Consider the following 15,194-nt stretch of genomic DNA (forward strand, 5'->3'; position numbering starts at 1 on the left):
CCACGCATGGTGCCGCTCGTTGTCGAACCTCCGCGCAGGCTGTTCTGGATACTGGTGCTGGCACTGATCGCCCTGCTGCTGTTCTGGGGGCTGGGCGACCTGCCGTTCCTGAGTGTCAATGAAGCCCGTCGGGCGGTCACCACGCGGGAAATGCAAGCCAGCGGGCAGTGGTTGCTGCCCTCCATGAATGGCGAGCTGTACCTGTCCAAGCCGCCGCTGTTCTACTGGCTGGCGTTGCTCAGTGCGCAATTGCCGGGGGGGCTTGGCGAGTGGAGCATGCGCCTGCCCTCTGCCTTGTTCGCAGCGGCCTGCTGCCTGGCGCTGTATGACCTGGCCCGGCACTTGGGCGGCCCACGTCTGGGGCTGCTGGCAGTGATGATGCTGGTCGCCAACGCCGGCTTCAGCCTGTTCGCCCGCCGCGCGGAAATCGAGATGACCCTGACCGGGTTGTGCTTCCTGGCTGGGTATTGTGCCTGGCGGTATCTGTTCGCGCAGGGCCGACGCGGTTGGGTCTGGCTCAGCCATGGGCTGCTCGGAGCGGCGCTTTTGGCCAAGGGCCCGGTGTGCCTGTTGTGGGTGATCGCCCCCGTGCTGGCGTATGCGCTGCTCAGCCGCGACCCACGCGCCCGGGCCTACCTCTGCGACCTGCCGGGCTGGCTGCTGATGCTGGCGGTCGGCGGCTCCTGGTACCTGCTGGTGACGCTTCAGGAGGGTTGGGGCATCTGGGGGGCGATTCTGCAGGAGGACATCCTCAGGAAGATCAATGGCCGGGGCGCCGAAGCCTGGTACGCCTACCTGCTGTACCTGGGGGGCGATTTCTTTCCGTTCTGGCTGGCGTTGCTGATCAGGCCTCGCCAGCTATGGCGGCAGATCCGCGAGCAACGGCCGTTGATGTTGCTGGCGTGCTTCGCGCTGGTGCCGTTGCTGGTGTTCTCGCTGTTCACCGAAAAGCATGCGAAGTACCTGTTGCCCACCTACCCGGCGCTTGCCCTGCTGCTGGCGTGGCATTGGCAGGCGCTGCTTGAACAGGCCCACAAGCGCTGGCAGCGAGGGTTACTGCAGGGTGTCCCCTTGCTGGCACTGGTCGGTTTCAGCCTGTTCTACCTGCTGTTCGAAGGGAAAGTGTTCGCCCATCGAGTCACGGCGCTGCCGCAACTGCAGGCGGTCGCCCAGGCTTACCCAGGCGTGCCGGCCTATACATTAGAGTCGCCGGACATGCGCCTGGTCTATTATCTGGATCGGCCGGTCAGCACGCTGCCCACACCAACGGAGCAGGCTGCGCCTGCCCTGCTGTTCGTGCAGGGCACGCTGCCACCCGCTCTGCAAGCATTGGCACCGTGCACGCTGGTCCGCGTCGAGCCCTACCTCAAGCGCAAGCGCAGCGCCACGTTGCTGGGCCTGGGGCCGGTGTGCGCCAGTGCGCTTCAGGCCAGGCACTGAGGTAGTAGCAGGTAGACAATGTAGGCGAACCCATACATAGGAGCGGCTTTAGCCGCGATGCAGGCAACGCGGTGCCTGGCACCCGCTTCGCGGGTGATCGCGGCTGAAGCCGCTCCTACAGAGGTGATGCCAAGGCAATGGGCAAGGCCGGATCCAAGCCGTTGCCCCCCCCAGGATTTCACTGCTCGGCGACCTGCCCCACGGCCGGCATCTCCCCCGCCAGATGCCCGGCCTGGCAAGGCTGGAACATGTCCAGCTGCGCACGGTAGACCGAGGTCTGCACATCCATCAGGCCCAGCACCGAGTGGAACAGGTTGTCATGGGACAACTCCGCCCCCGTGCGCTGTTCCATGCAGGTCAACGACAGCCCACGGCGCGCCGCCAGTTGCGGGGACATCCACAACACCATGGGCACGTGGGTCTGCTCCTTGGGCGCCATGGCGTAGGGCAGGCCATGCAGGAACACGCCCTTCTCCCCCAGCGACTCGCCGTGGTCCGATACGTACAGCATCGCGCTGTCAAAGCGTGCGGCGTTGCCTTTGAGCAGGTCGATCACCTGCCCCAGCACATGGTCCGAATACAGCACCGAGTTGTCATAGGCGTTGCGGATGGTCTGCTCTTCGCACTGGTCGAGCTGGTTGTCCTTGCACACCGGCGTGAAGCGCTCGAAGGCCGCCGGGTAGCGCTTGTAGTAGGCCGGGCCGTGGCTGCCCTTCATGTGCAGCACCACGACCGTGGTATCGCTGCGCTGGTCGAGGTAACCCTGCAGGCCGGACAGCAGCACTTCGTCGAAGCACTCGCCCTTGTTGCACACCTGGGCGACATCGGCATGGGACAGGTCTTCGCTCGGCACCCGGTCACAAGCCCCCTTGCACCCCGAGTTGTTGTCCCGCCACAACACCGAAACGCCGGCACGCTGCAGCACGTCGAGCAGCCCTTCACGATGATCGGCGTACTGGCTCTTCCATTGCTGGCGCCCCAGGTCCTGGAACATGCAGGGCACCGAGATCGCCGTGGCGGTACCGCAGGAGCTGACGTCACGGAAGCTGAGCACTTGCCGCCGCGCCAGCTCCGGGTTGGTGGCCCGCTCGTAGCCGTTGAGGGAGAAGTTCATGGCCCTGGCGGTCTCGCCGACCACCAGCACCAGCAGCTTGGGCCGGCCACCCGTGCCGGCCTCGACCCGTTGCTGCGCATCGAGGCCGACCTGCACGAAGGCCTCGGGCTTGTCGAAGGTGCGCTTGGCATAGCTGTGCACCGCACCCAGCACGTTCGAGGGCACCAGGATCAGGCGCACTTCGCGGTTGTTGCGCAGCAGCGATGCGTACGACTGATACTGCGTGGCCACGATCACCCCGACCATGGCCAGCACCAGCGCCAGGCTGCCCAGGCGCCAGGCCGCCTGGCGCCGCCAGCGCGGCCGGGCCAGCGGCAGGCGACAGACCACCAACGCTGGCAGCACGCCGGTCAGCAGCAGCCAGAACAGCAGGCCGGGGCTCAGCAGGTCGCGCGCCTCGGCGGGGTCGGTCTGGATGACGTTGGTCAGCATCGAGGCGTCGATGACGATGCCGTAGCGGGAAATGAAGTAGCTCGCGGCAGAGGCTACCAGGATCAGGGTGACCAGCATGGGGCGCAGCAGCCGCCCCCAGCACAACGCCCAGAGAATGATGAAATGCCAGGCCAGCACGAACAGTGGCAGGCTGATCAGGAACAGCGGATTACCATTGTCGAAACCATCGATCGCCCGCCAGACGGTCGACCAGAACACCGAATTGACGGCAACGGTCATCCACAAGGCGACCAATAAGATAACACCCAGTGGGTTGATGCCCTTTTTCAAGCCCACTTCGGCGCGTGCAGCTACAGCGTCCTTGTTCATGAACCTACTACTCCCCAACCTATTAATGCTTTGGATCTAGTTATGTGATGAAAACTTGCGACTGCGAATCAGTGCATGGCACTTGATGATCAACACCATTCCCCAAGGAATGACCAGGCCCACGCTCATCAGCACAATCAACAAGCTGTTGCGTTCGGCCACCCGGAAAAAGTCCAGCACCGCGCACGCCAGCACCAGCAAAAGCCCCATGGCCGAAACAGCGCCTGGCTTTCCCGGGTGGGCATGAAACAGCGGATGATGCTGGATGTAGCCGACCAGCCAGAGAAAAACCCAGCTCATGATCGAAGTCATGAACACCATGAGAAACAGCAATCGATAAGCAAACATGGTGTCAGGCATGACCCGCGCCTCCGTTCTTTTGAACGCGCATGGCCATTCTTTTAAGGTGTGTCGAATGAAAAACTCGTTAAAAAAACATGCGAAATAAATCCCGGCGCCCCACAGTGGCTGCCTTTATGCATGTAGAAGGCCGAGTCTTTGCCCGAATCGATCGGCTCGGGCAGGGTGGAATCGCGCCTGGCATCATCATGAGCAGGTCGCGTAAAACTGAAAACGGGGTGCATGAGCAGGCAATCCTTGTCCACTCCCACAATTGGGAACGCCTTGACTCTAGCAGCCCCTGCGCCGTCCGCTAGCCTGCCATCGCATCTTTCACTTGGGCCAACGCAGGCAAACCCGCCAACCCAGGTGCCTGGCTGCGTCAGCGTAGCCGACATCGATTAACCCACCCGTGCGCTGAGCAATGCCCTGCACGATGGAAAGCCCCAGCCCGGAGCCTTCTTCCCGGCACCCCTGGCCGCGATAGAACGGGTCGAACACCCGCTCCCATTCCGTCGGGTCGATGCCCGGGCCATTGTCGCGCACGCACAGTTGCACCACGGCCGGGGTCTGTTCCATCTGCACATCGACCTGCCCACCAACCGGCGCATGGCGAATGGCATTTTCGACCAGGTTCTTGATGACCGCGCGCAATTCGACATCGCGGATCGCCACGCGCACATCATCCCCTTCGACACCGATGTCCAATTGCTTGCGCTGGGCCAGCGGCATTAGGTCCTCCAGCACGGCGCGGCAAGCCTGGTGCAGTGACACCGCCTCTGCCGGTTGCGCCGCAAGCTGCGCGCCGGCCAGCGCCAACAGCTGCTCGACGAGTTTGCGGCTCCTGCCTATCCCACGGCGCAACTGCGCCACTTGTGCCTGGGCACCTGCAGACGTCACAGCAGCCTCGAGACCCTCCGCCTGCAGCGACAAGGCCGTCAACGGGGTGCGCAACTCATGGGCGGCATCGGCGACAAAGCGCTTCTGGCCCTCCAGCGTGCGCGCGACGCGCGCCAGCAGCCGATTGATGGCATGCACGAAGGGGCGTATCTCACTGGCCAACGCCTGGTCGTCGATCGGCCGCAGGTCCTGGTCCTCACGGCGGTCGAGCATCGCCGCCAACGCCGCGACAGGCCTGAACAATTTACGGATCAGGTCGGCGACCACCAGCAACAGGATCGGGAACAGAATGGCGAACGGCAGCAACGCCCGCCAGGCACTCTCACGGGCGTCACGGTTGCGGCTATCGATTTCCTGGGCCACTACAAGACGCTCGCCGGCCGCATTCCTGACCACCAGGACCCGGAAAGGCTCGTCACCGACCACCACGGTCGACAGGCCATCGGCGACCGTGACGGGAATGGGTAGCGGCAGTCGGCTGTCATCGCCATGCGCCACCTGGGCGCCATCGGCCAGGAACTGGATGACGATGCGCGTTTCCTCGTCATCCTCCATCGCGGTCGCCGGGTTGCCGGCATAGCGGAAGGTGACACCTTGCCGTGCGTACAATGCCGCGACCTGGCGCAGGCTGTTGTCCTGGAACTCCAGCGCCTCATCGTAGGCGGAGACATAGCTGAAGATCCCGGTCAAGGTGGCCACCAGCAGGATCGCCAACGACAGCGCCAGCGACAGGCGTACTTGCAGCGAGTACCTCACGCGCCCTTCGAGACCATCCATCCCAACCCCCTGACATTGCGGATCACGTCCTTGCCCAACTTGCGCCGCAGGCCATGGATGAGGAACTCCACGGCATTGCTCTCGACCTCATTGCCCCAGCCGTAAAGCCGGTCTTCCAGCTCGGCCCGTGACAGGATCGCGCCGGGGCGCACCAGCAACGCCTGGAGCAAGGCAAATTCGCGGCTGGACAGCTGGATCGCTTCCTGGTCCAGCACTCGGGCGCATTTCGCGGCCGGGTCCAGGGTGACCGTGCCATTGCCCAGTTCGGGGGCCGCGCGCCCGCCTTTGCGGCGCATCACGGCGCGCATCCTGGCCAGCAGTTCGGCCATCTCGAAGGGTTTCTGCAGGAAGTCATCCGCGCCACCATCAAGCCCATTCAGACGATCTTCCAACCCTGGGCGAGCGGTGATGATGAGCAGCGGTACCGGGTTGTCCGCGGCGCGCAGATGCTGCAGCAACTGCAGGCCATCCTGCCCCGGCAGGCCAAGGTCGAGCAGGACCTGGTCGTAGTGGTGCGTACGCAGCGCCGCCTCGGCGGCCAGGCCATCATCGACCCAGTCGACGGCGTAGCCCGCCGTCTCCAGTGCCGCCCGGAGCGCCTGGGCGATCATGGTGTCATCCTCGACCAGCAGTACTCGCATGGTGTCTCCCGTCATGCGGATCAATACCTCACCGTCACCGCGTAGGCGCCGGCTTCGCGGGTAAACCCGGTCCCACCCCGACCACGCCAGCCTCAGCCTGCGCGATCCCTGTAGGAGCGGCCTTGTGCCGCGAAAGGGCTGCAAAGCGGCGCTGGTGATCGTTGAGTCAACGCTGAAACCTTGGGGCTGCCGCGCAGCCCATTCGCGGCACAAGGCCGCTCCTACAAAGGCACTGCCTGAGTGGCAACGATAGTCCTCCCGGCACCGAAGCAACAGCCTCACCCTTGCCGTGGGCCCTGCAACGCATCGAAGACCTTGAGCAGGTCGTCCAGCGCCGCCTGGCAATCGGCCTGGCTTGGCTGCCCGGCCCGCAGGGCATCGAGCGAACGGTCGATGGCCTTGTCCAGCAAGTGCCAGTCGCTGGCGGCCCGAGGCTTGATACCCGCTTCGGCGTCGTCCCAGGTTTTCTCCAGGTCCTTGATGCGGGTCTTGGCACCCGGGAGGTCCTGGGCCTGCACCTTCGCCGCCACATCCTGGGCGATGACACGGAAGGCGCCGAGATCACCCAGCTTGCTGGGGGCGTGGACCCCGGCGCTCACCTGCGGCGTATCCTCGGCCTTGGAGCAGCCTTGGCTAAGACCAACCACGCAGGCGAGACCGGCGATCATCAGAGGGGTGAGCAACGTGCGATTCGACATCATGGGGTTAACCTCGTTTTTCAGGGAGCAAGCCGTCTGGACTGGGCGGCACCGAACTGGGCCACGCCAACCAGGAGGAAAATGACGCAGAGGAACATGAAACTGGTCCAGGTGGCCCCCATGCCGAGGCCGCCGTAGTCATGCGATTGGGTGAGCAGGTCGCCCAGCGAGGCACCAAGCGGGCGGGTCAGGATGTACGCGACCCAGAACAACAGCACCGTGTTGCCGCCCAGCCGCCACGCGAGCAGGCAACCGCCGATCAGCGCACCGAAGATCAGCGTGCCGAGGCCAAAACCAAGGCCCAGCGCCTCGGTGGCCAGGTCGCCACCGGCCGTGCCCAGGGCAAAGGTGCACAGCACCGTGGCCCAGTAGAAAAGCTCACGCCGCGGGGTAACGATCTGGCGAATCGAGAGGTTGCGCTCCACCGCGTACCAGACCGCGAAGTTGACGATCAGCAGCACGGAGAAAACCGCCGTGCTGGTGTATAGGCTGACATCCAGCACATCGGTCAGGATGTCGGTGATCTGGGTGCCCAGGATGCTCACCAGCACCACGCTCAACCAGTACACCCAGGGCTCGCACTCGCGCTTGCGCAGTTGCATGGCCAGCGCGCCGGCCAGCAGCAGCGCCATCACCACGCTGGTGATACCCAGCCCCCAGCCGACGTCGACGGCGAGAAAGTCGGCGAAGGTCTCGCCAACGGTGGTGGACATGATCTTGATGATCCAGAAGGACAGCGTCACTTCCGGGACCTTGTTGAGCCAACCTTGGTGTGTTGCGGTCATCACGGATACCTCCCAGGGACCTTTCGCGGTTTCTGGGAGGGACACTACGGTGCAAGACTTAGGTGAACCTGAGCAGCGTCGGTTGCCGTTCTGGAAGATCGAGCGCCGCCCGCGCGGCGCATCGCGGATGAATCCGCTCCTACATCTGTTGCAACGTGGCCATACCAGTTAGGCCTTGTTTGTTCGACGCGATTTTTCGGCTGGCGTTGCCGCCGCCGCGCCCGACTTACGCCTTGCGCCAAGGCTGGCAACCATGGCCTCACAGATGCGGCACGTTGCAACGAATGTAGGAGCGGATTCATCCGCGATGCGCCGCGCGGGCGGCGCTCGGTCTCCAGAGCACTGCAATTCAAACGTCGAGCACCTCGAAAACACGGGTTCTAGAAATTGAAACTGAGCTGCTTGAGGCTACGCAGGTCGATGCTGCGCTCGGCAACGAAGGGCAGGATGGCGTCGGCCACCGGCTGCAACTGGCGGGTCAGGTAATGCTCGTGGTCGATGGGCGCCAGGCGGTTTTCCAGCGGCTCGGGGCCGGCCGTGGTGATGACGTAGCTGATCCAGCCGCCGCGCTGGTACTGCAACGGGCGCCCGAGGCGACGGTTGTACTCGTCCGCAAGCCTTGCGGCGCGCACATGGGGCGGCACATTGCGCTGGTAGTCGGCCAGCGGTCGACGCAGGCGCTTGCGGTAGATCAGCAGTTCATCCAGCTCACCGGCCATCGTGCGCTCCACATAGTCGCGCAGGTAGTCACGATAGGGCTGCCCGCGAAAGATCCGCCCATAGAGCTCCTGCTGGAACTGGCGGGCCAGGGGCGACCAGTCGGTGCGCACCGACTCCAGCCCCTTGTAGACCATCTCCTCGCTGCCATCGGCGCGACGCACCAGGCCGGCATAGCGCTTCTTGCTGCCCTCCTCCGCGCCACGGATGGTCGGCATCAGGAAACGCCGGTAATGGGTTTCGTACTGCAACTCCAGGGCGCTTTCCAGGCCCATGGTTTCGCCCAGGCGCCGGCGCCACCACTGGTTGACCTCGGCCACCAGCTCACGGCCGATACGGGCTGCCGCGTCCTCGTCATGGGCGCCCTTGAGCCAGACGAAGGTCGAGTCGGTGTCGCCGTAGATCACATCGAAGCCCCGCGCTTCGATCAACAGCCGGGTCTGGCGCATGATCTGGTGCCCGCGCATCGTGATCGACGAAGCCAGGCGTGGGTCGAAGAAGCGACAGCCGCTGGAACCAAGCACCCCGTAGAAGGCATTCATGATGATCTTCAACGCCTGCGACAGCGGCGCGTTAGCGTCGCGCTTGGCCGCCTCGCGCCCCTGCCACACGCGCTCGACGATGGCCGGCAGGCAGTGCTGGCTGCGCGAGAAGCGCGCACCGCGGAAGCCCTCGACCGAATGCGCGTCATCCGGCTGGCGCAGGCCTTCGACCAGGCCCACCGGGTCGATCAGGAAGGTGCGGATGATCGACGGGTACAGGCTCTTGTAGTCCAGCACCAGCACCGAATCGTACAACCCGGGCCGCGAGTCCATGACGAAGCCGCCCGGGCTGGCTTCGCCCTCGCCACTGCCCAGGTTCGGCGCGACATACCCCATGCGATGCATGTGCGGGATGTACAAGTGGCAGAACGCGGCCACCGAGCCGCCGCTGCGGTCCACCGCCAGGCCGGTGACCGATGAGCGTTCGAGGAGGAAGTCGAGCAGCCGGGTGTGGGCGAAGATCCGCGTGACCAGCTCGCAGTCCTTGAGGTTGTAGCGGGCCAGGGCCGGCTTGTCCTCGGCGAACAGGCGGTTGATCTCGTCCATGCGCTGGTACGGGGTATCGATGGCCTTGCCTTCACCCAGCAATTGCTGGGCAACGCTTTCCAGGCTGAACGACGGGAAGCTCCAGGTCGCCGAACGCAGTGCCTCGATGCCATCGATCAGCAACCGCCCGGGCGCCTCGGCGAAAAAGTGGCTGCGGCTGCCGTGCTCGCGCAGGTGCATCGGCGCGCCATCGCGGCCCAGGCACAACGGTACGTTGAGGCGCTGGGCGTGCTCGTGCAGCAGGCGCAGGTCGAACTGCACCAGGTTCCAGCCGATGATCGCGTCGGGGTCGTGGCGGGCCAGCCATTGGTTGAGGCTGTCGATCAGCGCGGCATGGTCGGTGCAGTAATGCAGGGCGAAATCCACCTCGCAGGCCGCGCCGTTGGCCGGGCCGAGCATGTACACGTCGCGCTGGCCGCAGCCTTCCAGGGCAATGCTGTAGAGCTCGCCACGTTCGCTGGTCTCGATGTCCAGCGACACCAGGCGCAGCGGTGGGCGGTAGTCCGGGTCGGGCTTGAGCTGGGCGTCGTGCAGCACGCCCTGGGCGTCGGGGCGGCCATCGAAACGCACCGGGGCGGTGATGAAGCGCTCCATCAGGTAGCGCTCGGGGGGGCGGATGTCGGCCTCGTAGACCTCTACGCCGGCGCTGCGCAGGCGCTTGTCGAGGGCGATCAACTGGCGGTGCTGCCGGCAGTACAGGCCCAGTACCGGACGTTGTTCGAAGTCTCGCAGTTGCAGGGGCTTGAGCTCGACGCCCTGCTCGCCCGCCAGCAACGCCCGGGCGTGCTCGCCGTGCTCGACGGGGATGAACGCCACCGAGGGTTGCGCGGCCAGGCGCAGGCGCCGCGGCCCCTGGTCGGTGGCCAGCCAGTACTCCACGCAAGTGCCTTCGGGCGTGTCATGCCAATGACGGGTTAGGACAAAGCCCTGTTGCAGCTGCACCGCGTGAACCTCTGGTCGTCGTGCTCGATGGGGGATTCTACCGCCTAACCGCGCCCGACGATGCATTCCTGTAGGAGCCGGCCTTGCCGGCGAACACCGGCACGGCCGGTGCCATCCACCGCGTCGTCTGGTTCGCCGGCAAGGCCGGCTCCTACAGGGTATGTAAGCGACCAAGTGCTGCGCTCTTCCGTAGGAGCCGGCTTGCCGGCGAACACCGGCACGGCCGGTGCCATCCACCGTGTCGCCTGGTTCGCCGACAAGGCCGGCGCCTACAGAGGCCTACCTTGCACCCGCAACGAACCCCGCTCGCCGCCCGCTGAAGGCCAGCACCCATGCCACTGCAACCAGCACCAGCACCACCACGCCAAACGACCCGACCCCCGTCCCCGTCAGCAACAACCCGCCCACGATCCCGCCCAGGGCAATCGCACTGTTCCACACCGTCACCAGCATCGACTGGGCGACATCCCCGCCCTCGCCCGCCGCATCGGCGCAGGCCGTCTGCAGCAAGGTCGGCGCGCCGCCGTAGGTCAGCCCCCACAGCGCCACGCTGGCATGCACCAGCCAAGCCGAACCCTGCAGTTGCCCAAGCGCCAGGGTCGCCAAGGCGAACCCGCCCAGGCTGAGCAGCACCAGCCCACGCAGGCGCCGGTCGACGCCCAGCCCGACCAGCACGATCCCCGCCAGCGAGGCCAGGCCGAAGGTCATCAGCACCTGGCCAACCTCGCCCGCCATGCCCGCCGCCGCCAGCAGCGGCACGATGTAGGTGTACAGAATGTTGTGCCCGAGGATCCACGCCAGGATCACCAGCAGCACCCGCGCCACCCCCGGCGTGCGCAGCACCTGCGCGGCCGCCGGCCGCCTGCCGGCCACCTGCCCCGGAAAGTCCGGCACGGCCCGCAGCACCCAGGCCGCCAGCAGCAACGCGGCCAGGGTCACCACCGCGAAGATGGCGCGCCAGCCCAGCCAGGCCCCCAGCCAGGTGGCAATGGGCAGCCCCAGCGACAAGGCGATGGGTTGCCCGAGCATGGCCACTGCCATCGCCCTGCCCTGCAGCGCCGGCGCCACCATGCGTCGCGCATGCCCGGCGATCAGGCCCCAGGCCAGCCCACCGGCGGCACCGCTCAAAAAGCGCAGCACCAGTGTCAGGTGGTTGTCGCTGGCGAGCGCGGTCAGGCCGTTGAACAGGATGAAACCGCCAATGGCCAGCAACAACGCACGACGGCGCCACCAGCCCTGGGTCAGGGTCACCAGCGGGATGGCGGTGAGCAACGAGCCGAGTGCATAGGCGGTGACCCACTGCCCGGCCATGGCCTGGCTGATCGCCATGCCATCGGCGATCTGGTCGAGCAGGCCTGCCGGCAACGTTTCACTGAGAATCGCGATGAAGCCGGTCAGTGCCAGGGCCAGCAGGCCGCTCAACGGCAGCCTTGCGGCGCTGGCGGCAGGTTCATTGACGCTGGCCGCGGTGGATGTGGAATTCATGGGTGCCTCCTGGGTTCAATCGAGGCAAGCATCTTGCGGCGTTGCGGTATTGCGGAAAAAGCCGGGTAGAATTCCGCTCACCCAGGACATCGATGTCCGCAATCGGAGTGCAACATGGACAGCCTCAGCGGCTTCGTGGTCTTCAACCGGGTCGCCGAAACCCGCAGTTTCGTCGCGGCCGGGCAGTCGCTGGGCATCAGCGCCTCGGCGGTGGGCAAGCGTGTGGCGCGCCTGGAAGCCCGGCTGGGCGTGCGCCTGTTCCACCGCAGCACCCGCAGCATCACCCTGACCGCCGAGGGCGCGCTGTTCCTCGAGCGCAGCCGGCGCATCCTGGCCGAGATCGAGGCCACCGAGCAGGCGCTCTCGCAAGCCAGCGGCACGCCACGCGGGCGGCTGCGGGTCAGCCTGCCGCAGGTGACCGGGCTGGTGATGCCGGCACTGGCCGAGTTCATGGCGCGCTATCCGGATATCGAGCTGGACCTGGACTTCAGCGACCGCATGGTGGACATCGTCGGCGAGGGCTTCGACGTGGTGATGCGCGGCGGCCAACCCCTGGATTCGCGCCTGAACGCCAAGTTCCTCGGGCACTTCCAGCATTGCCTGGTGGCCTCGCCGGCGTACCTGCGCGAGCGCGGCACACCGCAGCATCCGCGTGAACTTGCCGGGCACAGTTGCCTGCATTACCGCTTCCCCAGCAGCGGCAAGCTGGAAACCTGGCCACTGCGCCGGGAACACCCCGAGCAGGACTACGACATCCCCATCTCGATGGTCTGCAACCACGTCGAGACGCGGATCTGCTTCGCCCTCAACCACCGCGGCATCACCTGCCTGCCGGACTTCAGCGTGCGCAAGGAACTGGCCAGCGGCAACCTGGTGAGCGTGCTCGACGGTTTCATGGAGCGGCGCGGCAGCTTCTACCTGCTGTGGCCGTCGGGCCGGCAGATGCCACCGAAGCTGCGGGTGTTCATCGACTTCATGCTCGAACGGGTGCTTCCCGCCAGCCAGGTCAGCCGTACAGGTAGCTGATGTCCCGGTGCGGCAACGGCGGCACCTGGGCCAGCAGGAAGTCACGCAGCTTCTGCATCTGCCGCGCCTTCGGGCTGGACTTGAGCCAGGTCATGTAATAACCGTCGCCGGTGGCCACCGCATGCGGGAAGGGGGTGATCAAGTTGCCAGCAGCCATGTCGGCGCTGGCCAGCACCAGGTCGACCACCGAGATGCCCAGGCCCTGCTGGGCCGCCGAAATGCCCTGGTCGAGGGTGTCGAACACCTGGCCCTGGTCGATGCTGATATCCAGCGCATCCATGCGCGCCAGCCAGCGCCGCCAGTCGCGCCGGTCCGGTGAAGGGTGGAGGAATTCACAGTGCTTGAGCGCCGCCAGCTCCGGCGCGGGGCTGTCCAGGTACTCGGGGTGACAGACCGGGATCAGCCATTCATCGAACAGTTTCAGGCTCTCCACGTCCGCCGGGAAACGCCCGTTGCCCAGCAGGATGGCGCAGTCGTAGGGCTCGGAGTAGAAATCCACCGCATCGATGTCCATCCACACACTCGACAACTGCACCGTGCAGCTGTTGTCGACCTTCTTGAAGCCATCCAGGGCCCGCAGCAACCAGCGCACGGTCAACGTCGACGGTGCCTTCAGGCGCAGACCGTAGCGGTCCTGGCGTAACAGGGCGCAGGCATTCTCGATGATCTTGAAGCCGACCTTGAGCTCCTGGGCCAGCAACTGGCCGTGCTCGGTCAAACGCAGCTTGGGGCCGCGACGCTCGAACAGGTCGCAGCCGAACATGGCTTCCAGGGTCTTGATGTGGTGGCTGACCGCGCCTTGGGTGAGCGCCAGCTCCTGTGCCGCGCGGGTGAAGGAGCCGTAGCGCGAGGCCACTTCGAAGGCACGCAGGGCGTGCAGGGCTTGAATCCGTTCAGACATCGGCGCCATCCAGAGCATGAGTGAGGCTAATAGTAGGTCATAGTTCCAGGCGTTTTACAACGCCGGACCCATCTCGGAAAATGCCGGTAAATAACAATTACATATAGCCAAACCGCTCGATTAATACGGAAAAGTTATTTAACGCTGCATTTGGATATACCTGGGGAAATCATGTTTACGGGTTATGGAAACTGCTACCGCCTGGATGCGCTAGAGCTGGCCGATGAACATGTGCAGAACAGACACCACTGGACGCACAAGACCATAGAACATTTCAAGGAAACCCTCGCCAACCCCGACTTCCCGTGCCTGTTCGGGCGCAAGGCGGTCACCGCGCGCACCTGCCACATCATCTTCGCCCGGGCGCAGCGATTGGCCGACGACATCGCCCAGGGGCTGGCCGACTACGTCCGCACCGTCGAACCGCTCCCGATAAAGCAGCGCATAAGCCATCCGTTGCTGGTGTTCCTCGAGACCGCGCCGGACACCACGCTGAGCGACCAACAGGCCCTGGCCTGGGATGTGCTGCGCCAGGTCCATGCCCGCGACCCGCAACCCTGGCCTGAAGAGGTCCCTCAGGACCCGCACGACGCGCACTGGTCGTTCTGCTTCGCCGGCATGCCGCTGTTCATCAACATGAGCTTCCCCGCCCATCGGTTGATGAAAAGCCGCAACCTGGGCAAGCACATCGCCTTCGTCATCAACGCCCGCGAGAGCTTCGACGAAGTGGCCAGCGCCGCCACCGAAAGCGGCCAGCGCATTCGCGCGCGCATCCGCGACCGGGTCCGTCACTACAACGACGGCGTGATGCCGGACACCCTCGGCTTCTTCGGCCACGGCGACAACTTCGAATGGAAACAGTACCAACTGCAGGAGCCCGGCTCGCTGAACCCCGCGCGCTGCCCGTTCCATGCACAAGCAACAACTGACTCACTGATCGAGAACTGAACGTGAATACCGCACTGACCGCCACCTACGCCCTCACCGTCCTGCTGCTGATCGCCACCCCAGGCCCGGTGGTGGCACTGATCGTCAACACCGCCGCCGCCTCCGGCTCGCGCAAGGCCCTGTTCACCGCCGTCGGCACCAACTGGGCGTCGCTGGTGCTGATCGGCGCCGCCGCCTGGATCATCATGACCAGCGCGGCCATCGACAAGGCCTGGCTCAATGGCATGAGCCTGCTGGGCTGCCTGTTCATCGGCTACATCGCCGTGGGCACCCTGCGCGAGGCCCTGCAGGCACCGGTCGAGACCGCCCCCAGCACGCTGCCGGCAGGCCGAGGCGGCCTGGTGCAAGGGTTCATGGTGGGCATCTCCAACCCCAAGGACATCATCTTCTTCATCTCCTTCTTCCCACAGTTCATCCAGATCACCGAGTCGTTCGGCAAGAGCATGGTGGTGCTGTCGCTGCTGTGGATCGCCATCGATTTCGCCGTGCTCAGCCTGTACATCTTCGCCATCGGCAAGATCGCCTCGCAGCGCAGCAGCCGGCTGATCAGCCTGGCCTCCGGGGTTGCGCTGCTGCTCATCGCCATCGTCGGCCTGGGCTACAACCTCAGGGAACTGGCGGCCTGAGCCCA

At 65.3% G+C, this 15,194-nt stretch carries 13 protein-coding genes; 4 read left to right on the top strand and 9 right to left on the bottom strand.

Translation table 11 applies throughout. The features are described from left to right. Positions 1–6 precede the first annotated feature (6 nt). Positions 7–1,440 carry an ArnT family glycosyltransferase gene (locus P5705_RS16200; RefSeq protein WP_277461878.1) on the top strand — a complete coding sequence of 478 codons (1,434 nt, stop codon included), beginning with the start codon at positions 7–9 and terminating at the stop codon, positions 1,438–1,440. Positions 1,441–1,618: 178 nt separating this feature from the next. On the opposite strand, the gene P5705_RS16205 is transcribed toward P5705_RS16200, so the two are convergent. The 8 genes from P5705_RS16205 to P5705_RS16240 all read right to left on the bottom strand — a co-directional run bounded on the left by P5705_RS16205 (position 1,619) and on the right by P5705_RS16240 (position 11,688). Next, complete coding sequence (locus tag P5705_RS16205) at positions 1,619–3,316, bottom strand: phosphoethanolamine transferase (protein WP_277461879.1); 1,698 nt, start codon at positions 3,314–3,316, stop codon at positions 1,619–1,621. Positions 3,317–3,352: 36 nt separating this feature from the next. Then, a complete protein-coding gene (locus P5705_RS16210) occupies positions 3,353–3,676 on the bottom strand; it encodes a hypothetical protein (RefSeq protein ID WP_277461880.1) in 324 nt (107 codons plus the stop codon). Positions 3,677–3,988: 312 nt separating this feature from the next. Then, a complete protein-coding gene (locus P5705_RS16215) occupies positions 3,989–5,332 on the bottom strand; it encodes an ATP-binding protein (RefSeq protein WP_277461881.1) in 1,344 nt (447 codons plus the stop codon). Next, positions 5,308–5,973, bottom strand: a complete 666-nt coding sequence (locus P5705_RS16220; RefSeq protein ID WP_277461882.1) for a response regulator — start codon at positions 5,971–5,973, stop codon at positions 5,308–5,310. Before P5705_RS16220 ends, P5705_RS16215 begins: the two co-directional genes overlap by 25 nt. A gap of 278 nt (positions 5,974–6,251) precedes the next feature. Next, positions 6,252–6,674, bottom strand: a complete 423-nt coding sequence (locus P5705_RS16225) for a hypothetical protein (RefSeq protein ID WP_277461883.1) — start codon at positions 6,672–6,674, stop codon at positions 6,252–6,254. A gap of 17 nt (positions 6,675–6,691) precedes the next feature. Then, positions 6,692–7,456, bottom strand: coding sequence for a COG4705 family protein (locus P5705_RS16230; protein ID WP_277461884.1), 765 nt, complete (start codon positions 7,454–7,456; stop codon positions 6,692–6,694). A 380-nt stretch (positions 7,457–7,836) separates the two neighbouring features. Next, entirely contained in the window at positions 7,837–10,203 is a 2,367-nt protein-coding gene (locus P5705_RS16235; RefSeq protein ID WP_277461885.1) for a DNA polymerase II, read from the bottom strand. Between the two features lie 279 nt (positions 10,204–10,482). Further along, positions 10,483–11,688 carry an MFS transporter gene (locus tag P5705_RS16240; protein WP_277461886.1) on the bottom strand — a complete coding sequence of 402 codons (1,206 nt, stop codon included), beginning with the start codon at positions 11,686–11,688 and terminating at the stop codon, positions 10,483–10,485. 114 nt (positions 11,689–11,802) lie between these two features. Here P5705_RS16240 and P5705_RS16245 point away from each other — a divergent pair, with 114 nt between their 5' ends. After that, positions 11,803–12,714: a LysR family transcriptional regulator gene (locus tag P5705_RS16245; protein WP_277461887.1), complete on the top strand. Its 912-nt coding sequence runs from the start codon at positions 11,803–11,805 to the stop codon at positions 12,712–12,714. On the opposite strand, the gene P5705_RS16250 is transcribed toward P5705_RS16245, so the two are convergent. Further along, complete coding sequence (locus P5705_RS16250; protein WP_277461888.1) at positions 12,695–13,615, bottom strand: LysR substrate-binding domain-containing protein; 921 nt, start codon at positions 13,613–13,615, stop codon at positions 12,695–12,697. The two genes, P5705_RS16245 and P5705_RS16250, sit on opposite strands and share 20 nt — an antisense overlap. Before the next feature lie 171 nt (positions 13,616–13,786). Here P5705_RS16250 and P5705_RS16255 point away from each other — a divergent pair, with 171 nt between their 5' ends. Together P5705_RS16255 and P5705_RS16260 are read left to right on the top strand one after the other, a co-directional pair. Further along, on the top strand, positions 13,787–14,563 hold the full coding sequence (locus tag P5705_RS16255) for a YqcI/YcgG family protein (protein WP_277461889.1): 777 nt from the start codon (positions 13,787–13,789) through the stop codon (positions 14,561–14,563). 2 nt (positions 14,564–14,565) lie between these two features. After that, positions 14,566–15,189: a LysE family translocator gene (locus tag P5705_RS16260; protein WP_277461890.1), complete on the top strand. Its 624-nt coding sequence runs from the start codon at positions 14,566–14,568 to the stop codon at positions 15,187–15,189. Positions 15,190–15,194 lie beyond the last annotated feature (5 nt).

The sequence above is a fragment of the Pseudomonas entomophila genome (genome assembly GCF_029478665.1).
Taxonomy (GTDB): domain Bacteria; phylum Pseudomonadota; class Gammaproteobacteria; order Pseudomonadales; family Pseudomonadaceae; genus Aquipseudomonas; species Aquipseudomonas entomophila_F.